Origin of the sequence: Caproicibacterium sp. BJN0003, assembly GCF_026314295.1 — a bacterium.
In the GTDB taxonomy this organism is placed as follows: domain Bacteria; phylum Bacillota; class Clostridia; order Oscillospirales; family Acutalibacteraceae; genus Caproicibacterium.
Genome location: NZ_CP111108.1, coordinates 420,680 through 442,890 on the forward strand (window position 1 = coordinate 420,680; position 22,211 = coordinate 442,890).

Sequence of the window (22,211 nt, forward strand, 5' to 3'; positions counted from 1 at the left end):
CTCATAAAATGGTATCAAAAAAAGTCAGCCGCGATCTTTCCAGCCTTTTGCAAGTTCTCCCAGACGGTGAATTCCTTCTGCGAGTTCTTCATCGGTAGGAGAAGAATAATTAATGCGGAAGCTCTGGCATGGCATCGTATCATCAGTGTAAAATGCGTTGCCAGGTACAGCACAAACTTTGCATTCCTTTACGGCAGCAGCGCAGAAATCGAGCATTGGAATGGAATTCGGCAGTGTACACCAGATAAAAAGTCCGCCTTCAATTGCGCGGTAAGGCATCAATTCCTGATAGGGAGCCAAAGCTTCCTCTGCAATGGAATATTTATTGCGGTAAATCGTGCGCAGTGCGGTTAGATGTTCCGAAAGATCGTAATGAGTCAAAAAGCGGTGGATCACCATCTGACTCCAAATGTTGGTATGGACGTCCTGTCCCTGTTTGCAGACGACCATTTTTTGAATCAGTTCATTGCCGCAGACCGCATAGCCGACACGCATGCCGGGAGAAACGATTTTGCTGAAGGTACCGCAGTAAAGGACGCGGTTGTCAGTATCCAATGTTTTAATTGCAGAAATCGGTTCGCCGGCGAACCGGAGTTCTCCGTAAGGATTGTCTTCGATAATAAGAATGTCATATTCCTGCGCAAGCCTGTAAATTTCTTTCCGCTTTTCCCAACTGGTTGTGATGCCGGTAGGATTCTGAAAGTTTGGAATAATATAAAGGAATTTAACGCGGCTTTCTTCTTTTAGCGCTTTTTCAAGTTCAATCAAATCGAGTCCGTCGTCCTGCAGAGGGATTCCGCGCAGACGGGCATTATAAGAGCGAAAAGTATTAAGAGCCCCTAAAAAACTGGGCTCTTCACAGAGAACCACATCGCCTTCATTTAAAAGAGATTTGGAAACGAGATCCATAATTTGCTGTGCACCGCTTGTGATGATGAGTTCGTCGTTTTCATGATAGATATTTCCTTTTCTCAAAATCTCGCGTAGATCCTCACGCAAAGCGGGTAAACCCTCGGTGACACTGTACTGTAGTGCATCAATTGGGTGGTCTTTCATAATGGCGGTACTGCATTCCCGCAGTGGGACAACCGGGAAGGCTTCCGGTGCAGGATTCCCAGCAGAAAGAGAAATGACATTAGGGTCACTTGCATACTTTAAAATTTCGCGAATAGCAGAGGGTTTTAACCCCATTACGCGGTCAGCAAATTGATAATCCATATAAATTAGCCTTCTTTCTTTTAAACTCAAGCGTATATTTTATTTCAATGATTACTTTAAACTTTATTCTATCACAGAACGGCCGATGATTCCAGAAAAAAGTTCATCTTTCCGGCGGTTTCTGACAAAGTTGTAAAACCGGATTTCCTTATAATGGAAATATCACAATCCCTGTGTTTTTCGGGAAATTTGGAGTCGAAAATCATGCCGAAAAACGCGGAATAAGAAAGGATGGCTTTCTCTCTATGACAACGACGAAAAGCAGAGCAGCGGACAAGCCTCAGGAAGACGCACTTTTTCGGAATCTGTGCGGTCAGATTGTCTTTTTTGCCTTAGGGTTGCTCTGCTCAAAAGCAACTGTATTTGGGGAATATGCCCCGTTTGGGGTTGCGTTGGCGGCGGCAGCGCCCGGAACCCTGATCTGGGGAGGTACGGCGGGTGCCCTTTTGGGGTATCTCCTTCCGGGAGTCGCAAGAGTTCCGGTGCATTATCTAGCGGCGCTTTTGGCTGGCGGAGCACTCAGATGGGCTTTAAATGACTTGGTTAAACCAAGCCAAAAAGCATTGCTTTCGGGGGGAGCTGCAGGACTTTCAGTACTGTGTACAGGGCTTTGTGTTGCAGTTGTCAATGGGGCCTCCGGAGGAAGCACAGCCCTTTTTGTGGCAGAGTCTCTTTTAAGCGGCGCATGGGGCTATTTCTTTGCCCGCACTTTGGAGGTGCTTTGGGACAAGCCTTCTACCGCCGGCCTTTTGCCGCAGGATCTTTGCTGCTGTGCGTTTTCGGCCGGAGCTATATTGCTGGCGCTTTCCGGTGTTGCAGTGGAGGGAGTCTCTCTTGGAAGAATCTTGGCCGTTTTATTTATTCTTTATGCGGCACGGTTTGGCGGCGCTGCAGGAGGGGCTGTCTCTGGAATAGGAGCAGGAGCAGCCTTTGCACTTTCTACAACCGGACTCAATTATCTTTCCGGCGCTTATGCACTTGGAGGTTTGATGGCAGGCTTGTTTTCGCCTTTGGGAAAGCTTGCAGGAGCTTGTGCCTTTGTAATGGCAAATGTGATTGCTTCTTTGCAGGTGGGTTCGACGCCGACTGTTGTTGCTGGAATTTATGAAGTCGCAATTGCGACGGTTGTTTATATGATATTGCCCTCTCGCATCGGTGCCAGATTCTTGCGCTTTTTTGCGAGAAAAGATGATGCTCCCCGCACGGATGGGCTAAGGAGATCAATTGTTTCTCGGCTGGATTTTACGGCACAGACTATGGAGAAAATATCAGATACGGTAGAGCAGGTTGGGGATAAACTGGATGAAGCAGACCAGCTTGAAAGTGCGCGAGAACATACCATGCCGATTCTGCCGGGAAAAAATCTTGCACGCGGTCTTCTAATCCAACAATTTTCAACTGTAGGAACTGTTTTAGAAGAGATGGCTTCTGATCTGGAAATTTATGAACGCTGTGATTATCAGACCGCGAGGGCGGTTCGAGAAGTGCTGCGGGATTTCAACCTGACCCCGGTAGATGTAAATTGTATGGTGGATCGATTTGGTCGGATGAAAGTAGAAGCCCTAGCAACGCGCAGTGGAGCGGGAGTCGTTAATAAAGCACAGCTTGCGCAGGAAATTTCGCGCACCTGTAGTCGACGTTTTAATTCACCGGTCATTGTGCGTGTCGGTGCCAACTGGCGGATGGTTTTTAGCGAACGGGTTCGCTATCGTGTATTGGCAGGATGTGCACGTCATTCGTGTGATAATCAAAAGCTCTGTGGGGATAGTTATCAGTATTTTTCAGATGGACAGGGGCATGAGATTGCCGTTTTAAGCGATGGAATGGGGACCGGAGGCCGTGCTGCTGTTGATGGAACAATGGCCGCCGATGTTTTTTCAGATTTGATGAAAGCGGGAATTGGATTTGACAGTGCTCTTAAAATAGTCAATTCTGCGCTTGTGGTTAAATCTGTTGATGAATCGCTGGCAACGCTGGATGTTTTGAGCCTTGATCTTTATACCGGTTCGGTAGAATTTTATAAAGCAGGCGCACCAATGAGCTTTGTGCGCAGAGATGGGGATGTAATTCCCATTGATGCGCCTGGAGTGCCGGTAGGAATTTTGGAAGAAGCAAAGTTCCATAAAATCAATGAAGAAATAGACGCAGGCGATTTAATTATTCTTTTGAGTGACGGAGCGCTTTCTTCAGGAGCTAACTGGATTGCGGATAAAATTTCCGGCTGGGATGATCGCATGCCGCAGGAATTGGCAGAATCTATTGTAGCGGAAGCGGTTGCCCGGCGAGTGGATGGACATGATGATGATATAACGGTGCTTGTATTTAAATTGATTGACAATCACTGACCGAAAAGTTGCAATTTGCTTGATGTCATGATATGATTCTCCTTGCTAATTGTTTTAAAAGCAGGGGGATTGCGGTATGCTGTTTGTTTCTGGGGTATTGTTTATTTTAATTGGCATTTATGTTGGAATCAAGATTTACCGAAAATCACAGAATCAGGAAGAAGAAAAGTTCGGAAGGATTCCCAAATTTTTAACTTTGCAGGAGATATTCGAAAAGTTGGGGGAGCATCCGGATTTTAAACGAAATGAGGTCGTTCGTTTGCAGGGGACCCTCTATTGTGATCATACGGAAGAAACACCGCTTTCCGGGACTTCGGCGATTTATTATGAAAGCCGGGCGGACGCAATGGAAAAGGGTGGAATCGAAAAACCGATTTTTGAACGTTCCAGCCAAAATGTTCTTTATTTCGAAGAGAAAACCTCAGGCAAACGAATTTATTTAGATTTGAAAAACTATGGAAAATATGCACAGATTCTTCCAGCATGTTTTGAAACGGTCTTGGTTGATTCTCCCGATTACGAAAAATTTCAGGACAAGCTTTCTTATCAGCCGGAAAATCCGGATAATTTCAGAGGCTTTAAGGTAACGGAAGGATATCTTCCAGAAGGACAAACCGTCTTTGTAAAAGGCAGACTCATAGAAAAAGAGGGAAAGATATGGATTTTCCCGAATGCAAGAGATCCTTTCTTCTCCTATCATCAGCAATGTGTATCGAAAAAAGATAACTCCATGAAAGTGGCTGCAATTGGAACGACAGCTGTTATGGTGATTTTAGGAGTCTTTTGCCTCATTACGTATTTTCAGCATGGCTTATAAAAAATGTAAGAACTAAAAAAGGAATCTCCTCTGTAACGCCCGAAAAAGCTGTAGAGGAGATTCCTTTTTTAAACATTTAAAGAACCTTTTTACGATCAATCTTACTCATTGTGAGACGGCGGCTAATATTTTTACGTAAGAGCGTATAAATAACGGAGCCAAGAGGAATTGAAAGAAGCATCCCCACTAGGCCCATTGAGTTTCCACCCACTGTAACTGCAAGCAACACCCAAATAGGAGGAAGCCCAACACTGTTTCCAACAACGTGAGGATAAATGAAGTTTCCTTCGAGCTGCTGCAGAATCAGGAAAAAAATCACATAGTAGATTGCCTGAATAGGATCTACGGTTAAGATCAAGAGGCCGCCGATGACTGCGCTGAAGAAAGAACCGAAAATTGGGATCAGAGCCATAAAGGCAACAAAAACCGAAATTAAAGAAGCATAAGGAAAATGGAAGATATTCATTCCGATAAAGCACAAAAAGCCCAAAATACATGCTTCTGTGCATTGACCTGCAATAAAATGAGAAAAAGTGCTGTTCGTTAGCCGACAGAGATTCAAAAAGCGGTCAATCTTTTTTTCCGGCAGATAAGCATAAAGAAGACGCCGGATTTGCCGCTGCAGTTTTTCTTTTTGAGCCAATGTATAGATTGCAAAAATACAGCCCATGGTAAAGGTGAAGATTCCGCTGAAAACATTTGTGGCAACTGTAATGGTGGAGCCCATAATATCGGAAAAAGAAGAAACAACTTTTTGTCCCATCTGAGTAAAGACTCGGCTAATACTGGACCAATCAATTTGAATTTGTCCCAATTCTTGTTGAATTTTGGGGAAGTTCTTTCCCAGATCCTGAATCCATATCTGCAGCTGATTAAAAAATGTAGGCGTATTTCCAATAAGTGTTTCAAAGGTGTGCAGAAGTTCCGGCATTACCTGAAAAATGATTGCAGCGATCAATCCTAAAATTAAAACAATTGTCAGGATAAGGCATAGCGGACGGCGAAGATGCTTCCATGTTTTGGAGTTTGCATACTTCCGGTTAATGCCTGCAAAAAGCCGGGTCTCGATTGCTTTCATTGGAACATTGGCAACGAAAGCAAATGCGAGACCTAAGAGAAATGGCTTAAATATATTGAAAATCCACCAAAAGACATCAGAGGCGTAGCGGAGATTCATAAGAGCCAGAAACAGCACAATTGCAAAAGCAATTAAGAACATTAGCTGCTTTGTATTTTGCCGATTGAATTCCACAATACCAATCCTTTCTCCAAGAGATAAAACCCATTTCAATTTCTTTATTGTACTCCATTTTAAGGGGCATTACAACTGATATCTTTTTTAGAACAGAAATGAAATCTCTTGTATCTATCTGCTATCATTTTGTTGTAAAAAGGCTTATAATAATCACAAATTAAAATAAAAAGGAGAGATTATGATGCGGAAAATGACGGCTGTGAATACAAGAGTGATGCTGCTTTGCATCTCGGCGGCATATATTGTTCTAAGTTTAGTCTTACTTTGCAACAGTAAAATTTCCATGCAAAATGTCTGCTCTGTTTTAGGGATGATCCTTCTTGCAATGGGTGCGGTCAGTATTATTTGGTATTTTTTAAAAAAAGAATATCTTGATTCCAGCCGCTTTGGATTTGCAATCGGAGTAGGGGAAGGAATGCTGGGCTGTTTTGCATTATTTCGGGGAGAAATGGGTGCAGCCGTTATACTGCAGATTTTGGCTTTCTGTATTTTATTGGATAGCCTTTTAAAATTGCAGTATTCTATGAATCTGCTGCAGATGAAATTTCGCTTTTGGTGGGTTGCTTTGCTTTTGAGTTTTGTAACAATTGGATTAGGAATGGCAGCTTTAAACTATCCGTTTGGAGATGAGACCTTTCACGCAAAGTTTACTTATATTTCATTGATTCTGGATGCTGTAATCAATGCTATCGTTGTTCTCTTCCAAAAGCTTGCACAGAAACAGGTTGAAAAATCATTAATTCCGGCTGGACTCCAAAAAGAAGATAACGATTTCACAGAAGATGAAACAAAATAAGAATAATGTTTTTAAAAGAAGAAAAAGCTTTGTCATAAGGGAAAATTTCTCTTGTGGCAAAGCTTTTTTATTTGTTTTTTAATTTTACAGTTCTGACTGTAAGATCTCTTCTACTTGATTGCGGCGTTCAAATAAAACACATCCGCCTGCATGTTCGTCTTTTAAAACATCATGCTGTTTTAAATCTTTAAAAAATGGACTTTCGAGTGCCTCCAAAAGGGAAATCTCTTTTAAATTACGGTCGCTGTAGGGAGAAAAAGGACACGGTTGTACATCGCCGCAGGGATCAACGTGAAAAAATCCTCTTCCGGCAGCTAAACATCCTCCGGAAGATTTTTCGTCGCCCGGAAAGGAAATTAGAACGGGACTAAAATCGCTATTTCTAAGCATTGAAAGTCTCGAGCTTAGATAGGCACGCTCGTTTTCTCCCGGGGCAAGTGCCCTGGAATCTTCGGTAACAGGCACATATTCGACGAAGATAATAATTTTGCAGCCGCAGGATTCGAGATCTTGGAGAAATTTGTCTCCGGTTACTTCAGTAAGATTTTGTGTTGTTACGGTAACGGAAGCGCCAAAAAGCAGGCGCTCTTTTTTCATGGTTTCCATAGCGTCGGTGACTTTTTGATAGACGCCATCCCCGCGCCTTAGATCGTTCTTTTTTTGCTCTCCTTCTATGCTGAAAATGGGAACCAGATTTCGGCAGCGTTTTAAGAGGGTTAGAGAGGATTCATTCATCAAAGTGCCGTTAGTAAAAATTGGGAAAAGAATATTGGGAATTTTTCCGGCTTCTTCTAGCACATCTCGGCGCATAAAAGGTTCTCCACCTGCTAGAAGAATAAATCCGATTCCAAGGGATTCTGCTTCTTTAAAAATTCGCTGCCAGTCTTTTGATGACAAAAGACCAGCGGGCAAATCCTCTGTACAGGTCCCATTGGAACGGGCATAGCATCCCTTGCAGTGCAGGTTACAAAGGCTTGAAATGCTGGCAATTAAAAAAGGGGGGATATGATGCCCCTGTGCTTCTAACTCTTCGCGGCGGGCGGTACCCGCCTTGCTGGAGCGGGCAAAAGCTGCCATAAAAAGGCTTTCTTTCGGATCTTTCAGCGTGGCACGCAGGATTTCTTTTACGATTGATTCGACCCCGTTTGCCAAATAGGTTTCCAAATTCCATGAAGATTCCATTCGATTTTCCCCTTTTGCAAAAAGATGCCCCATACAAGTTGCTTTGTATGGGGACGTCTTTTAAAGATTCAATAAAATTAATAAGCGCTTGTAGAAGTAGGCGGAACCGGATTCTGAGGAGCATTCAGACCAAGCTCCGAAGGATCCAGCATTCCGTTTTGAATTGCACGATCCCGCAAAAAGATATAAAGTTCCGCACCGCTTGCATGTGTATAAGGCCGCAGAAAGATAAACCCAATTCCAAAAGTCATCCCGCAGAGAATAATCCAGCCGATGAAAGATAGTCCAAACACGAAAATGGAACCCTTTTCTCCCATTGTGAGCTGATTGCTGATTTCCCGTGCACGGGCACCAGATAAGTTTGGATTGTCACTGAGAATATAATTGATCATGCTGTAGCGAAGAGAAGCAATAATTCCAGGGACTACAAACAAAAGAGTCCAGCCCAAAATGATCAGATTGGTAACCAGTTTTACACCGACGGTATTGAGCCAGTTAGCAGTAAATCCACTGAAGATTGCAGAAAAGCGGGTATCTCCGAAACGATTATGTACATAAAAGCGGCTTTCACCGATTTCGAATGCAGGGCTTACAAAGATGCTGTAAGCGATCATAAGCATCAAGATAGGAATCACAAAGATGAAAATTAAAGGCAAAAGGTGGTTAATTCCGAAAAAGTGAAGAAAATTATAAAAAGCGTCTCTAAAGTCATGCCTACTCCCATAATAAGAATAGGAATTAAAGTTATCCGGAATCTGATAGACCGTTTTTACGGATGATCCCTGTGAAAAAAAGCTTCCTGTTAAAATAGCGCAGACAAGTGATGCCGCAAGGCATAATCAATAGCGCCCCCGCAGGGCAAGTTTAGCATTCGATTTAATAATACTGCGATCCCACATGGCTTTTCCCTCCTTGTATTTTAGGATGTTTTGTCGGACAGTCAAGTAAGTATTTTTATTATATCAAAATTGTTGGAAAAATCAATTCAAAATAAAAAAAGCCTCTTTGAGAAGATCAAAAAGGCTTAGATCATTCATCTAGATTAAAAATCCATTTTAGGAGTCAAATATGCAACTAATTCATCAATCTTGATACGTTCCTGCTGCATCGTATCACGGTTACGAACAGTGACGCAGTTGTCTTCTTGTGAATCAAAATCATAAGTGATGCAAAATGGTGTGCCAATTTCATCTTGACGGCGGTAACGCTTGCCGATGGAACCTGTTTCGTCAAAGTCGACCATAAAAGATTTTGAAAGGGTCGCATAGACTTCATGGGCTTTTTCAGAAAGCTTTTTCGAAAGAGGGAGAACAGCAGCCTTAAATGGAGCAAGAGACGGATGCAGATGTAAAACGACACGGACATCTTTCTTCGCTTCGTCAATGACTTCTTCGTCATAGGCGTCGCACAGAAAAGCTAACGCGACGCGGTCAGCACCGAGAGAAGGTTCTACAACATAAGGAAGGTAATGCTCACCGGTTTCCTGATCAAAATAGGTAAGATCTTTGCCGGAATGTTCCTGATGACGCCCTAAGTCATAATCGGTACGATCAGCAATCCCCCAGAGTTCCCCCCAGCCAAATGGGAAGAGATATTCAATATCAGTTGTCGCTTTGGAGTAGAAGGAAAGCTCTTCTTTTTCATGGTCGCGCAGACGCATGTTTTCTTTTGTAAGCCCCAAAGAGAGCAGCCAGTTTTCGCAGTAATCTTTCCAGTAGTGAAACCACTCAAGATCGGTATTCGGCTTGCAGAAAAACTCACATTCCATCTGCTCGAATTCGCGGGTGCGGAAGGTGAAGTTGCCGGGAGTGATTTCATTGCGGAAGCTCTTGCCGATCTGGCAGATGCCAAAAGGCAGCTTCTTGCGGGTGGTGCGCTGAACATTTTGGAAGTTTACAAAAATTCCCTGTGCGGTTTCAGGGCGCAGATAGATTTCATTTTTAGCATCTTCGGTAACGCCCTGAAAAGTTTTAAACATCAGATTGAATTGACGGATATCAGTGAAATTTTCGCCCCCGCAGTTTGGACATTTGATGTGATTTTCGCGGATGAATTTCATCATCTTTTCATTGCTCCAGCCATCTGCCGGTTCGCCGGTAAAGTCTTCAATCAGTTTATCAGCGCGATGGCGGGCTTTGCAGTCTTTACAATCCATCAGGGGGTCGGAGAACCCTCCAACATGACCACTTGCGACCCAAACTTCTGGATTCATCAAAATAGCGCAGTCTAACCCAACATTATAGGGACTTTCCTGAACGAATTTTTTCATCCATGCTTTTTTGACATTATTTTTAAATTCAACGCCGAGAGGACCGTAATCCCATGTGTTGGAAAGGCCGCCGTAGATTTCGCTGCCGCTGTAAATAAAGCCGCGGTTTTTGCATAAGGATACGATCATGTCCATCGTTTTGTCGGTTGCTTTCATTTTAATAATTCTCCCTTTATTTTTTCTTAAAAATAACCAATTTGCTTAGAACGTAGTTAATGATAATAACAAGAATATTTGAGATGATCTTTGCGCTTAGATTAGAAGTATGCAAAACCTCAAGGAGTAACCACATGGTGCCCATATCGACACCTAAAGATAAGAGCCGTGCTCCAACGAAAGTTGTAACTTCCCATAAAAGCTTTTTGGGAGTGGCTCTGCGACTTTTAAACACAAATAGTTTATTGGTGATAAAAGCAAAAGCGACGCTGAGAATCCATGCCAAAAGGTTACTGGGTTCCCATGCACAGTGCAATATATCAGCCATTAACCAGAAAACTACAATGTTGATGACTGTTGTGCAGACGCCAAAGAATAAATAGGAGAGCATCTCTGGGGAAGTGAAAAACTTCCATAGTTTTTTGATTTTTTCCATATCCCAGCTCTTTTCTGATAAAATTGCTTAGATATTCAGTTTATCATTAACAAAGTCTGCTTTCAAGAGCTGATAGATGATTTTTGTATTTTGTCACTTGACTTTTACAGTCGTTTTCTTATATAATAAATAAGCTTCCTATTGAACAACAGAATTTCGGGGTGTAGCGCAGCTGGTAGCGCGCCTGCTTTGGGAGCAGGATGCCGCAGGTTCAAATCCTGTCACTCCGACCAAAATCCTTAAAAATCTTTGAAGTCATGTGATTTTTAAGGATTTTATTTTTTACACGTTTTATGTTTAGTTGTATTTTTGAAAGCATCTATTTGCTTTATTAGTAGGCTCTTGTTATAATTAGGAGAATAGATAGAACCCGGTTGAAGACAATTAACCTCTGATATGTTATGCTTTTTTTCGGAGATGAGATATGGACATATGGGAGAAAATCAATGCCGCACAGCGAATGCAGGACTACATACATCAACATATTGACGAGGATATTTCGCTAGTGGATATTTGCAAAGCAGCCTGGTATTCAAAGTGGCATTCCTTCCAAATCTTTAAAGAATTTTTCAATAAAACGCCATTTGAGTACATTTGAGCATTTCGGCTAACAAATGCCGCGCATAACATCAAAAGCATTATCAGCGCTCGAGGTTCCCGTTGATTACAGCGGGAAGATACCAGATGGTTTTGAGGTAATTGGTTTACCATCGCATTTTTACATGTGGTTCAGCGGCGCTCCTTATGAGGATGAAAGTATGTTTGGAGGGGCTCGTGAAGAATTATATCGTGCCATTGCCAATTACAAGCCAGAGTTGTATGGATATCATTTTTCTGCGCGAGTTGTATCATAAAATCAGCGATGTGGTGGGAGAAGAACCGATGGAACGATTAAATCAACTGACTCAGCAGCGGTTCCTGATTGGCGCGCCGCTGTTCTGCTTTGCACAAGGTTATGACAAACGATTTGCTGTATTCGCTGCGGTGGCGAGATATTGAAACCAATAAAAACGGTTCTTCAACTGATTTTAGACACTACAGACAGTGAATAGATATTTTTAAATCAAGCACAGCCGGTGAACGCTCATCAACGTTCACCGGCTGTTTTTCATTTCCTTTGATTTGAATAGTCAGCTTGTTCAGTCGATTATCCCTAACAGATACCCATAGCCTTCTTGTTCTATCTTGTCTTTTGGGATAAAGCGAAGCGAGGCGCTATTGATGCAGTACCGTAATCCACCCGATTCTTTTGGTCCATCGTCAAATACATGTCCGAGATGGGCGTTTCCAACCCGGCTTCGTACTTCGGTTCTTTGCATTCCATGAGAAGTATCCCGCTTTTCATGAACCACGCTTGGATCTATCGGCTTTGAAAAGCTAGGCCAACCGCAGCCGGATTCAAATTTATCGTTTGAAGCAAAAAGTGGTTCACCGGTTGTAATATCCACATAAATACCGGACTTGAAAGAGTTCCAGAACTCATTTTGAAACGGCGGCTCGGTGGAGTTGTTTTGTGTAACCTCATACTGTGTTGCCGTCAGATCTTTTCGCAGTTCACTGACATCCGGCGCTTTATAGGCGACAGGGCTTACAACAGCTTTCGCCGCCTTTTCAAATTTAGCCTTTGAAATATGACAATATCCACCCGGATTTTTATCCAGATATTTTTGATGATATTCTTCCGCAGGACTGAAATTATGAAGCGGCTCACCCTCTATCGCAATCGGTTTGTTATACCGTTTTTGCAGTTGTGCAAGGGAACGCTCAATGATCTGACGGTCCTCGTCATTGATATAATAGATACCGGTTCGGTATTGCGTTCCGACATCACCGCCCTGTCGGTTCACGGAAACCGGATCAATCGATTCATAAAACAGTTCCAGTAAAAATTCCAGTGGAAGTACCGCAGAATCATAAACGACACGCACGGTTTCAGCATGTCCGGTGTCATGATGACAGACATCCTCATACGTAGGGGCTTTCGTTTTCCCATTTGCATAGCCAACCTGCGTGGACAGGACGCCCCGAATTGATGAAAGATATTTCTCACTTCCCCAAAAACAACCGCCTGCAAGATAAATCTCTGACATGTCGCACCTCTTCTCTTTTTATATATACGCCTGTTCCAAACAAAAATCACTATGTAATTTTTCCACTAAAGTTAGCTGTTATTCAATCGACGAAGACGAGACAGCCGGTGTGAGATTCCGGCTTGTTTTTAATAATTATAGCTACGCCCATAGTCTCACGTGGGCACTGCTTAATGTGAAAGCATCTCTTTAATTGACTATGATTGGAGATGGTAAAAGAGTTTCATCTGCCTGAAAAATGCCGTCCACGGATACATCATCTGCTATATTTTGAAGTGCATTCAGTGCATTCAAAATCTTATGTCTCCAAAGAAATGCTGTATTTCTGTGAATGCCACAAGCAGTTGCAGTTTTGCGAATGGATAAGCCATTCATCATGCAGTCAAGGTGTTTTTTCCACACGGATAAATCTTTTCGTGTGCCAGAGACAATAAAGTTGGTGGCAATAACAAAGGATTTACCACTAGTATACACTATTTATCAGCAAAATCAGCCATATGTCGTGACATAGCCTAAGAAATAAAAATCGTGTAGGCGAAGGCATAAGGCAGACCTATCATATGCCATATATAAAGAAAAAGGTTCCGAAAAGACGGAACCTTTTTCAATGAGATTTCTATAAAGAAGATTAGCCTTTGAAATTTAACGCCAAAGAGGCAAGCAGTGCTGCACCACGCCATAAGATGTCTTCGTTGGCTGTAAAATGAGAACTGTGCAGCGGCCAGATTGGATCTCCTTCTTTTGAAGTGCCGATCCAGGCGAAGGCACCTGGAACATGATCGAGATAAAAAGCGAAATCTTCTGCGCACATGGAAGGATGGGGAACAAGAACGGATTTTTCTGCTCCAAACAAAGAAGCCGCGGTTTTATGGACGTAATCAGACATCGCTGCATCATTATTAACGGCCATATAGCCCCGTTCATAATCAAGCTCTCCGGTACACTGTGATAAGGTGCAGATTCCCTTTAATACTTCGCCTAGACGTCGCTCTGCAAGGTCTCGAACATCAGGGTCAAAAGTGCGGCAGGTTCCCTCTAGAGCACATTCTTCTGCAATAATATTATAGCGCGTGCCGGCTTTAAAGGTTCCAATGGAGATGACTGCCGATTTAAGGGGATCTGTGTTGCGGCTGATAATCGACTGTGCTGCAGTTACAAATTGAGCACCGGCGAGCAGTGAATCGATTCCCGCTTCAGGAGTAGCTGCATGACCGGATTTTCCGTGAATCTTAACATAGAAATGATCAGAAGCAGCCATCAGCGGACCGGCCTTTACACCGAAGGTACCAAGCGGAAGTCCCGGCCAGACATGCAGACCGAAAATTGCGTCGATTCCTTTTAATGCACCGGCTTCAATCATAGAACGGGAACCGCCTTTTGGAGAGAATTCCTCGGCAGGCTGAAAAATGAGCCGTACTGTTCCAGAAATTTGATCTTGAAACTGTGCGAGTAAACGCGCTGCACCCAACAGCATCGTAATATGATTATCATGACCGCATGCGTGCATCATACCCGGAGTTTGAGAACAAAATGGCAGCCCTGTTTCTTCTGGAATCTGAAGAGCGTCCATATCGGCGCGAAGTGCAACCGCTTTGCCGGGCTTGTTGCCGTGAATTTCTGCAAGAATTCCATGTCCACAGATGTTTTCTGTAATTTGGTAGCTACCGATTTTTCGCAGTTCTGCTGCAATCAAAGCGGAGGTCTCTTTTTCCTGAAAAGCTGCCTCCGGATGGCGATGGAATTCTTCCCGCAGCTCGGAAAGATGTGATTCTATCTTTTGCGCGGATTCAAGAATTGTCATGAATAAAATTGCCCCCTTTTCTATTGGAGAAAGCTAAATGAAACGATCTTATTTTTTTGCATTACTATTTGGCATGATTTCCGGCGGGATTGGACAGCGATAAGGTTTTCCATCTGTTTCGGATAAAAATTCTTCCTTAGCCTTTGGAAGAATGGTAGGATCGTCAATCAGCCTCTTTGCCGTGTCAGCGAGAACTCTTGCAGCATAAAGCATCCCTTTGACCGCTGTGCCTGAAATTCCCTGTGCTACGGCTTGCCATGAGTGTGCCGGTGTACCAGGCACAAAACAAGCACCAATAAACTGAGCGGTAGGGACGACGTGACTGCAGTCACCGACATCTGAAGAACCCGGAATATTAATATCCAGGTGCTTGTGAGGCAAAACAAAATTCATCATTGGCAGTGCTTGACATTTCGCAATCATTTTGCGCTTTTCTGCGGCAGAAGATGCTGTCAAAGAGAGATCGCTTGCCATATCTATTTCTTTAACCGTCTTTTTGATCTCTTTTGCAAAATGCAGTTCCTCTTCAGTATAAACGGGAAGAGGAACACTCGTCATACTCTGATAAAGAACCTCTTCCAGTACGGAGTTTGAGAGCACATTCGAACAGGCTTTATCAAATCGGATTTCCACTTCGGTTTCTGTCATCAAGGCAGCACCCTTTGCAATCTTGCAAACACGGTCATACAGTTTCTGTACTTTTTCAGAATCAGTCGAGCGGATCAGATAGATGACCTCTGCGTGGTTTGGTATTACGTTTGGAGAAATTCCGCCGGTGTTGGTAATTGCATAATGAATCCGATCGGTTGGCTCAATATGTTCCCGCAGATAGTTAGCGCCAACGTCCATCAGTTCCACGGCGTCCAGAGCACTACGCCCTAAATGCGGGGCACCGGCAGCGTGAGCAGAGATTCCTTTAAAGCGGAAATAAGCCTGACAATTTGCCTGCATGGAGCCGGTCGCAACAGCGTTGCCTCCACCGGGATGCCATGTGATGGCAGCGTCTAGATGATCGAATGCACCGGCTCTCGCAAGATAAGCTTTTCCGGAGCCGCCTTCTTCTGCAGGACAGCCGTATAGAACCACGGTGCCGGATTCTTTGGTTTCTTTCAGATAATCCCGTACCATCAGTGCAGCACCGACAGAGCCGCTGCCCAGCAGACTGTGTCCACAGCCATGCCCATTTGGTGTTTCTTCTCTGGGAGAAGGAGACGCCACGTTGGCTTTTTGACTGAGCCCCGAAAGTGCATCATATTCGGCTAAAATGCCAATAATAGGATGACCGCTGCCAAAGGAGGCAGTAAAAGCTGTATCCATTCCGGCTAGACCGGATTCTACTGAAAACCCTTCTTTTTTAAGAAGATCGATGATTGCTCCTGAAGAACGATATTCACAAAATTTCAATTCTGAGAAATCCCAGATTTTCGCATTCAACTGAGTAAGCAGCTTTTCATAAGTTTCCATATTACGTTTCTTCCTTTATGTAGGAAATCAGTTTCCTTTAAATTCTTTGCCAAATGCGATACGGCTCGAAATGATAGCACCAAGCAAAGAGACAACGCCAATGCCAAGACCAACAAGTGCGGTAAATCCTGCACCGTTGCTCATTGGCAGAACGATAAACATGTTAAGTAGCGCAAAGTAAATAATACTGGTAACGGTGTAAGAGAGTGAATAGTTTGCAAGAGCAGGGCTCTTGAGGTCCGGATCGCAGATTCTGAGAAGCAGAACGCCTGTTAGGAAAACACCTGTTGCCATGCCGAAGGTGCCGATCATCTGCTCAAACCAGTAGCCTTTCAGCAGACGTTTGCAGAAGAAGAACAGAACCGCGGTGGTAACGATGTAGCCGATGACGACCATGACGAGAATTGGAACGATATAAGTGGCAACTGCTTTGAGAGGGAGGCTGGCAATTGCTGCGATGACAGCAAATTCAGTGCAGGAACCGGAAATCTTGCTCTTTACGCGATCATCGACCAAATAATCGATCTTCAATTTGCACATAATTCCCCAGATGAGGAACATGACGAGCATGCCGTAAGCCCATACGGAAATACTGCTTAATACCGGAATCTTAAAAGCTTTGGTTATTTGAAGAATCCAATAGGAAATTCCACAGGCGAGAAAAATGAGAGCCATATGAAATGCAAATGCATCAATAGAGGAAGACATTGTGGTTTCACGGCCAATAGAAGCTTGCTTTGCAGGATCTTTTTCAAAGCCTACACGGAGCGGCTCCGGAATATCTGCTGGCTTCTTTAGCATAGCGGTCTGACCATGACGGGCAGCCCAGTTGATCATTGCGATGCCGATCAGAATGCCGCCGACAAGACCAAAGGTTGCCGTGGTGATTGCAACGCCCTGAGAAGTTTGCCAATATGGTAAATTCATTTCGTTGAGCATATTGCCGAGGGTACCTGCGGTGCCATGACCTCCGACAAATCCAATCGCAAGTTCGATTCCGAAAACGTCATAGAGATTCTGATTGCTGAAGGCGACATGCGTGCCATAACCGACTGCAAATTGTAGCATGCTGGCACCAAGTCCGATAAACATCAGAGGAACAATGTTCTTGAGGACACTGGCATCTTCTCCTGTAGAAGCATCTTTCCCTGTTCCAATGCGCAGACCAAGAGGTACAGATGCGACAACAGGAACGATTAAAATGCCTGGTAATAGAGAATAGATGTTAAACCAATCGGTAGGAACCGGAAGAATGTTAAAGCACTGCGGCCCTAGGAGTAGGAGCAGAAATCCGCCGATCACGGAAGCCGGAATAAAGGCTTTCTGAAAGACTTTGACTTTGGCGCGTAAAAACACACCGATTAGTAAGAATGCGCCTAAAAGTCCCAAACTTTTAAGCAGGTCGGTAAGGATAGCACTGGTCATTAGGTATTCCCCCTCTAGTTTTATTTAAGGACTTTGATTTTTAAGTCCTTAATTATGCATTCACAATATCATCAACAGCAACAAAAGTCAATTCTTTTTTTGACGAAATAAAATCTTTGTGATATATTAAAGAAAATCCACGAAAAAGTTTGTGATAAATTAATTTTCGACATAATAATCTTAAGAAACGGATTGGGAGATTTTATGATTTCTGTTGCGATTGTTAGCCCAAAGCGTTCGTTGGAACCGATCAATAAAGTCATTGAAAGTTATGATTTTGGGTGTGAATTTCACAAATATATCTATAACGAGCTGTCTGATATTGATTGGATTTATGAGGACTGCAAAGATCGGTGCGACGTGATTTTCTTCTCTGGAGAGCTGGGATATCATTATATTCATAACCATATCCCCAATATTGCAATTCCTTGTGCTTTTACTGCTTATGGAACCAAAGACATTCTGGGAATTCTGCTGAATTTTTGTATTGAACATCCAGAGGTCCCCTTAAATCGTGTGTTTGTGGACTTTTTGACCCCGCTTAATCATTTTATGGATGTGCAGCGGTATATTGATCCGAAAAATATGCCTTATTTTTATGAAGATAAAATCTATGACTATAAACGGATTACTGCCCGTACCCAGGAACTTTGGGATGCTGGAAAAATTGATCTGGTTATCAGCCGAAGCATCAATAATCTTAAGGCATTGGACGAGCTGAAGATTCCCTATCTTGCAGTTTTTCCTTCTGCTATTATGATTCAGGAGTCAATCGAAGCTGCAGTAAAAGAACTGCGGCTTTCTCAGGCAGAAGAGATGGATCACCTAGTCGTTATTTTGCGGCTGCCTATGGAACGAAGCTGCAATGGAGAAGAGCGCGAGTACAGAGAGGCAACACTGCATAAGCTGCTGGTGGATTTTCGCCGAGATAATGGAATGGACTTTTTGATTACCGCTGGATTTGGGCGTTTTGAACTCCAGACGCAAGCACCGATTCAGACAATCTCGGTGGAGAGGATTCAAAGATTGGTGCGTTATCTGCAGGAACATTTGAATTTTCCATTCCGTATTGGAGCGGGACTCAATCCTTCCGGAGACCGCAGCCATTATTATGCGGAGGTTGCATTGCTGGAAGCTTTAAAATACGGCGGAAACGACGGCTTTTTGGTTAGCGGAGACAATGCGGAGATGACAGGCCCCCTTTCTGCTACACATGCGGTTACTTATAGCTATGAAAATCAGAATGCGGTTTCATTTGCAAAAAATAGTGGAATTAACCAGACCAATTTGCTAAAGCTGGTTGGGCTGTTTCAGCTCAATGAGTCGGCACATCTGACAGCGGCTTCCGTCGGAAAACTGCTGAATGTAACTTCCCGCAGTGCAAATCGAATTTTACAGCAGCTTTTAGAAGCACAGCTCATTCATGAAATTTCGATTTCAGGACCAAATAAAAAAGGAAGACCAACGAGGACGTATGGTTTTTCAGCGGAAAGTTTCAGAAAAAGACTTTTATAATCAGAGGAAAGATAAAAAGACGTACTGCGAATTTTCGCGGTGCGCCTTTTTTATGTTCCTGAATCCTATGGAGGAGGTCCTTTTTTGATTAAACCTGTTTGTTCTTTTTGGGAGAGTTCGGCAGACGGTTTTCCTCTTGCAATTTCCAGTTCTTGTGTCAATTTATCAAGTCTGTGAATTGTAGCAGGAGTTAAAAAATGCTCGATTTTTTCCGCTTCTTCCAATTCGTCCTGAGAATGGTTGAGGATACAGAGAAAACGAAATAAAACGTCATGACGGTAGAGTAGATATTCTCCAACTTGACTGCCTTTTTGAGTTAAGCAGATCAATCCGTATTTCTCTGAACGGAGATATCCGGAGCTGGTCAGCTGCTGAACCATTTTTGTAACGGATGAAGGCTTTACGTGGAGCCTTTGGGAGAGCTCTCCTACCTTTACGGTTTCCCCTTGCTGCAAAATTCGGCAGATCATTTCTAAATAATCTTCCATTGCAGAGGTCATATCTGCGCTGTCGTTTTTTTGATAGCCTTTCAGAGTATAGAATCCATTTTGCTCTTTCATAGAATTCACCTTATTTTTAATGATTCAGCTTTTGGAACGAATATTTTGGAAGCTGAATAATCTGTTGATAGACCAAAAGTTTCCTTCTCCTAAAATTTATTCGAAAGGTGTCATTTCTATGAATCAGCAACTTTGCTTAAATGATATTGTACCGGGACAGCACGCAGTTGTCCGTTCATTAAATTCCAAAGGCAGCATGAGACGCCGACTTTTGGATATTGGGCTCATCGAAAATACAGATGTGGAATGTCTCGGAAGAAGCCCGGGAGGGGACCCATCGGCATTCCTGATTCGGGGAGCGGTAATTGCCATCCGTTCAGAAGACTGCCAAAACATCCTGATTAAAGCTTAGTCGGAAAGGGGCTTTCAGAATGGGGTTAACAAATCGTTCGGTTGGAATTAACGCCGTGGATTCCGGGTTAAAAATTCAAAAGCATACACCGCTTGATCGGGTGATTGCGTTGGCAGGAAATCCAAATGTGGGGAAGAGTACCGTCTTTAATGGGCTTACAGGCATGAATCAGCATACCGGAAATTGGCCGGGAAAAACGGTCACCAATGCGCAGGGGTATTGTGGAACAAAGAAACATTCTTATGTGATGGTGGATATTCCGGGAACCTATTCTCTGATGGCGCATTCTGCAGAAGAAGAAGTCGCCCGAAATTTTATCTGCTTTGGGGATCCAGATGCAGTGGTCGTTGTCTGTGATGCGACTTGTCTGGAACGTAATCTCAATCTGGTTTTACAGACGATGGAGATTTCTTCAAAAGTAGTTGTGTGCGTCAATTTAATGGACGAAGCCAAGAAAAAGAACATTTACATCGATTTAAAAATGCTCCAAAAGCGTTTGGGAGTACCGATCGTCAGTACCGTAGCCAGAAAGAAAAGTAGCCTACAAAAGCTAATGAATACTTTGGATAGTGTAGTTGATGGGAAACTTTCAGCTTCTCCGCTAAAAGTTAGTTATTCAGAAGAAATTGAAGAAGCAGTTGCGATGATACAGCCGCTGCTCCAAAAAAAATTAAATGGAAAGTTAAATAGTCGGTGGTTGGGTTTAAAGCTGCTGGACACAGACGTATCTTTAATGAAAGAGATTGATTCTTATTTAGGAGAAAATTTTCTCAAGGACCCAACTCTTTTTGCAGGGGTTATGCGGGCAAAAAGTTTCCTTAAGGAAAAAGGATTTAGTAAAGATGGGTTAAAAGATCAGATGGTTTCTTCTTTGGTAACTGCTGCCGAAAATGTATGCCGCGGCGCGGTTACATACGAGAAGGAAAAATATAGCGCATTTGACCGTCGACTGGATCGGATTCTCACAAGTAAAATGACTGGATATCCAATTATGCTTGTACTTTTGGCTTTGATTTTCTGGATTACGATTACAGGCGCCAATTATCCATCAGAACTTTTATCAAATGGCTTATTTTGGGTACAGGATCGGCTGACAGATTTCTTTCGTTCTATCAATGCGCCGGAATGGTTTTATGGAGCGCTGGTATTTGGAGTTTATCGGGTGCTTGCGTGGGTCGTTTCGGTGATGCTTCCACCAATGGCAATCTTTTTCCCGTTATTTACGCTTTTGGAAGATGCCGGATACCTGCCTAGAGTGGCTTATAATCTCGATAAGCCGTTTAAACGCTGTTGTGCCTGCGGAAAGCAAGCACTTACTATGTGCATGGAGAGTATAAATTTGTATTATAAGAATGTGAATTATATTCACACAGAAAAATCACCATCAACTGCCGTATGTTGGACGGGTGGTGGTGATTTTTTTAGTTGGAAAATATTAAATATGAAGTCAAAAAAGTACTGCGTATTAAATTGTGTACTCATAATGCAGACAAGTTATTTATAAACAATCTGACATAACAAAGGCTCAATGAATTATCATCATGGTAAGATAACTTTTGGAGATTGTGCGCTATTGAAATCTATAAAGTCGATAAGGCTATTAATGCAATCATATATTGCTTTATGTACGTCTTTTAGTACAAGCAATGAATCATCCAGATCAATTTCTATTGATTCGAAGTTAGAAGATTCAGCGACAATGTTTCCTTTTGTGTCAGTCATACTCATATGAAATGGTTCAGGGGGATTAAGCCCCTTAAAAGATATTCCACCTTTATGTTTTATATAATTGGCCCATGAATTAATCTCAGACAATGCATTATAACATTTGATAATAATTTCCCACAGCGCCTTATAATTGGGGACTGTCTTATATTGGCTATATATTTTCCCCATAGTATCATAAGTACATTTTTTCAACAAATCTTCATGAGATGTCTGATCGGTATATTCATCAGTCTTTTTATAAATACCAAAAGCAAAATAGGCTACCTGCAGTATATAATCAAAGCATGAATTATACCACACAACTGCTGTCGTAAAATCCATTGTCCTTAATAAAAACTGGGGAACATATCCGGAGGACCAATTAACTTCAAAATCCGTTTTTAGCAAATCGTAACTATTCAGTAAATAGTATCTCGCTGTTTGAAAGCATTGTTCTGTTTTCTTAATGTATTTAGCAGCTTTATAATAATCACTATTTCTCATAATGAGGAGGTATTCTAAAGGATATATTTCTTTGTTGTATCTATCTACAAATTTTAACTCTTCGCCAAAATCGTGGTTTGCTTTACAAAATTCGTCATAGGTCATTCTTTTGCCACGGTATACAATAGTAGACTCTTTAAGCTTCTTATCGAGTGAAAAATCATTGGTCTTATATTCCTTAGCAAATTCCTCAAGTAAATATTTTTTATCATCGTAAATTATATGCAAGAAATCTTGACATTCTGATATTGTTTCAGAGGTAATCGTTACATTCATACTCACTTTTCGTATCCTCCTACGTCAAAAGATATTATTTATC

At 42.6% G+C, this 22,211-nt stretch carries 19 protein-coding genes, 1 tRNA gene and 1 pseudogene; 8 read left to right on the forward strand and 13 right to left on the reverse strand.

All coding sequences use genetic code 11. The features are described 5' to 3' along the window. Positions 1-24: 24 nt before the first annotated feature. The gene (locus OP489_RS01980) at positions 25-1,218 is read right to left on the reverse strand and encodes a PLP-dependent aminotransferase family protein (RefSeq protein WP_266162706.1); all 1,194 of its coding nucleotides are present in this window, start codon (positions 1,216-1,218) and stop codon (positions 25-27) included. A gap of 245 nt (positions 1,219-1,463) precedes the next feature. Here OP489_RS01980 and OP489_RS01985 point away from each other — a divergent pair, with 245 nt between their 5' ends. Together OP489_RS01985 and OP489_RS01990 are read left to right on the forward strand one after the other, a co-directional pair. Further along, positions 1,464-3,563, forward strand: coding sequence for a SpoIIE family protein phosphatase (locus OP489_RS01985; protein WP_266162707.1), 2,100 nt, complete (start codon positions 1,464-1,466; stop codon positions 3,561-3,563). Between the two features lie 76 nt (positions 3,564-3,639). Next, positions 3,640-4,380: a hypothetical protein gene (locus tag OP489_RS01990; protein ID WP_266162708.1), complete on the forward strand. Its 741-nt coding sequence runs from the start codon at positions 3,640-3,642 to the stop codon at positions 4,378-4,380. Between the two features lie 76 nt (positions 4,381-4,456). On the opposite strand, the gene OP489_RS01995 is transcribed toward OP489_RS01990, so the two are convergent. Beyond that, positions 4,457-5,671 (reverse strand): AI-2E family transporter, encoded by a 1,215-nt coding sequence (locus tag OP489_RS01995; protein WP_266162709.1) that lies wholly within the window; start codon positions 5,669-5,671, stop codon positions 4,457-4,459. A 142-nt stretch (positions 5,672-5,813) separates the two neighbouring features. On the opposite strand from OP489_RS01995, the gene OP489_RS02000 reads away from it, so the two are divergent. Next, positions 5,814-6,431, forward strand: a complete 618-nt coding sequence (locus tag OP489_RS02000) for a DUF308 domain-containing protein (RefSeq protein WP_266162710.1) — start codon at positions 5,814-5,816, stop codon at positions 6,429-6,431. Positions 6,432-6,515: 84 nt separating this feature from the next. On the opposite strand, the gene OP489_RS02005 is transcribed toward OP489_RS02000, so the two are convergent. From OP489_RS02005 to OP489_RS02020, 4 genes are all read right to left on the reverse strand, one after another. Beyond that, positions 6,516-7,613, reverse strand: coding sequence for a radical SAM protein (locus OP489_RS02005; protein ID WP_266162711.1), 1,098 nt, complete (start codon positions 7,611-7,613; stop codon positions 6,516-6,518). Between the two features lie 77 nt (positions 7,614-7,690). Then, positions 7,691-8,422 carry a DUF975 family protein gene (locus OP489_RS02010; RefSeq protein WP_323135431.1) on the reverse strand — a complete coding sequence of 244 codons (732 nt, stop codon included), beginning with the start codon at positions 8,420-8,422 and terminating at the stop codon, positions 7,691-7,693. Between the two features lie 233 nt (positions 8,423-8,655). Then, complete coding sequence (locus tag OP489_RS02015) at positions 8,656-10,038, reverse strand: glycine--tRNA ligase (RefSeq protein WP_266162712.1); 1,383 nt, start codon at positions 10,036-10,038, stop codon at positions 8,656-8,658. A 16-nt stretch (positions 10,039-10,054) separates the two neighbouring features. Continuing rightward, positions 10,055-10,474, reverse strand: a complete 420-nt coding sequence (locus OP489_RS02020; protein WP_266162713.1) for a GtrA family protein — start codon at positions 10,472-10,474, stop codon at positions 10,055-10,057. A gap of 157 nt (positions 10,475-10,631) precedes the next feature. Between OP489_RS02020 and OP489_RS02025 the strand changes: the two genes are divergently transcribed. Both OP489_RS02025 and OP489_RS02030 read left to right on the forward strand, forming a co-directional pair. Then, positions 10,632-10,707: transfer RNA gene (locus OP489_RS02025), tRNA-Pro, on the forward strand. A 529-nt stretch (positions 10,708-11,236) separates the two neighbouring features. Then, entirely contained in the window at positions 11,237-11,473 is a 237-nt protein-coding gene (locus OP489_RS02030) for a hypothetical protein (RefSeq protein ID WP_266162714.1), read from the forward strand. A 140-nt stretch (positions 11,474-11,613) separates the two neighbouring features. On the opposite strand, the gene msrB is transcribed toward OP489_RS02030, so the two are convergent. From msrB to OP489_RS02055, 5 genes and pseudogenes are all read right to left on the reverse strand, one after another. Continuing rightward, positions 11,614-12,564: a peptide-methionine (R)-S-oxide reductase MsrB gene (msrB, locus tag OP489_RS02035; protein WP_266162715.1), complete on the reverse strand. Its 951-nt coding sequence runs from the start codon at positions 12,562-12,564 to the stop codon at positions 11,614-11,616. A 219-nt stretch (positions 12,565-12,783) separates the two neighbouring features. Beyond that, positions 12,784-13,026 (reverse strand): annotated as a pseudogene (locus tag OP489_RS02040) (IS1595 family transposase); the annotation flags it as partial. Between the two features lie 166 nt (positions 13,027-13,192). Then, a complete protein-coding gene (locus OP489_RS02045) occupies positions 13,193-14,365 on the reverse strand; it encodes a M20 metallopeptidase family protein (protein ID WP_266162716.1) in 1,173 nt (390 codons plus the stop codon). 48 nt (positions 14,366-14,413) lie between these two features. Beyond that, the gene (locus OP489_RS02050; RefSeq protein ID WP_266162717.1) at positions 14,414-15,829 is read right to left on the reverse strand and encodes a M20 family metallopeptidase; all 1,416 of its coding nucleotides are present in this window, start codon (positions 15,827-15,829) and stop codon (positions 14,414-14,416) included. Between the two features lie 27 nt (positions 15,830-15,856). Then, a complete protein-coding gene (locus tag OP489_RS02055) occupies positions 15,857-17,254 on the reverse strand; it encodes a sodium/glutamate symporter (protein ID WP_266162718.1) in 1,398 nt (465 codons plus the stop codon). A gap of 204 nt (positions 17,255-17,458) precedes the next feature. Between OP489_RS02055 and OP489_RS02060 the strand changes: the two genes are divergently transcribed. Continuing rightward, entirely contained in the window at positions 17,459-18,769 is a 1,311-nt protein-coding gene (locus OP489_RS02060) for a hypothetical protein (protein WP_266162719.1), read from the forward strand. Between the two features lie 65 nt (positions 18,770-18,834). Here the strand turns inward: OP489_RS02060 and OP489_RS02065 are convergent, their stop codons facing one another. Then, positions 18,835-19,338, reverse strand: coding sequence for a metal-dependent transcriptional regulator (locus OP489_RS02065; protein ID WP_323135413.1), 504 nt, complete (start codon positions 19,336-19,338; stop codon positions 18,835-18,837). Positions 19,339-19,447: 109 nt separating this feature from the next. Between OP489_RS02065 and OP489_RS02070 the strand changes: the two genes are divergently transcribed. Continuing rightward, positions 19,448-19,681, forward strand: coding sequence for a FeoA family protein (locus OP489_RS02070; RefSeq protein WP_180341370.1), 234 nt, complete (start codon positions 19,448-19,450; stop codon positions 19,679-19,681). Between the two features lie 19 nt (positions 19,682-19,700). Further along, positions 19,701-21,185 carry a ferrous iron transporter B gene (locus OP489_RS02075; protein WP_266162721.1) on the forward strand — a complete coding sequence of 495 codons (1,485 nt, stop codon included), beginning with the start codon at positions 19,701-19,703 and terminating at the stop codon, positions 21,183-21,185. Positions 21,186-21,220: 35 nt separating this feature from the next. Here OP489_RS02075 and OP489_RS02080 read toward each other — a convergent pair whose 3' ends face one another. After that, on the reverse strand, positions 21,221-22,174 hold the full coding sequence (locus OP489_RS02080) for a hypothetical protein (protein ID WP_266162722.1): 954 nt from the start codon (positions 22,172-22,174) through the stop codon (positions 21,221-21,223). Positions 22,175-22,211 lie beyond the last annotated feature (37 nt).

Coding starts and splice junctions, on each gene's coding strand:
- OP489_RS02045 (WP_266162716.1), bottom strand. CDS start 14,365: ATGACAATTCTTGAATCCGCGCAAAAGATAGAATCACATCTTTCCGAG.
- OP489_RS01980 (WP_266162706.1), bottom strand. CDS start 1,218: ATGGATTATCAATTTGCTGACCGCGTAATGGGGTTAAAACCCTCTGCT.
- OP489_RS02020 (WP_266162713.1), bottom strand. CDS start 10,474: ATGGAAAAAATCAAAAAACTATGGAAGTTTTTCACTTCCCCAGAGATG.
- OP489_RS02000 (WP_266162710.1), top strand. CDS start 5,814: ATGATGCGGAAAATGACGGCTGTGAATACAAGAGTGATGCTGCTTTGC.
- OP489_RS02060 (WP_266162719.1), top strand. CDS start 17,459: ATGATTTCTGTTGCGATTGTTAGCCCAAAGCGTTCGTTGGAACCGATC.
- OP489_RS02055 (WP_266162718.1), bottom strand. CDS start 17,254: ATGACCAGTGCTATCCTTACCGACCTGCTTAAAAGTTTGGGACTTTTA.
- msrB (WP_266162715.1), bottom strand. CDS start 12,564: ATGTCAGAGATTTATCTTGCAGGCGGTTGTTTTTGGGGAAGTGAGAAA.
- OP489_RS02050 (WP_266162717.1), bottom strand. CDS start 15,829: ATGGAAACTTATGAAAAGCTGCTTACTCAGTTGAATGCGAAAATCTGG.
- OP489_RS01985 (WP_266162707.1), top strand. CDS start 1,464: ATGACAACGACGAAAAGCAGAGCAGCGGACAAGCCTCAGGAAGACGCA.
- OP489_RS01990 (WP_266162708.1), top strand. CDS start 3,640: ATGCTGTTTGTTTCTGGGGTATTGTTTATTTTAATTGGCATTTATGTT.
- OP489_RS02070 (WP_180341370.1), top strand. CDS start 19,448: ATGAATCAGCAACTTTGCTTAAATGATATTGTACCGGGACAGCACGCA.
- OP489_RS02005 (WP_266162711.1), bottom strand. CDS start 7,613: ATGGAATCTTCATGGAATTTGGAAACCTATTTGGCAAACGGGGTCGAA.
- OP489_RS02075 (WP_266162721.1), top strand. CDS start 19,701: ATGGGGTTAACAAATCGTTCGGTTGGAATTAACGCCGTGGATTCCGGG.
- OP489_RS02015 (WP_266162712.1), bottom strand. CDS start 10,038: ATGAAAGCAACCGACAAAACGATGGACATGATCGTATCCTTATGCAAA.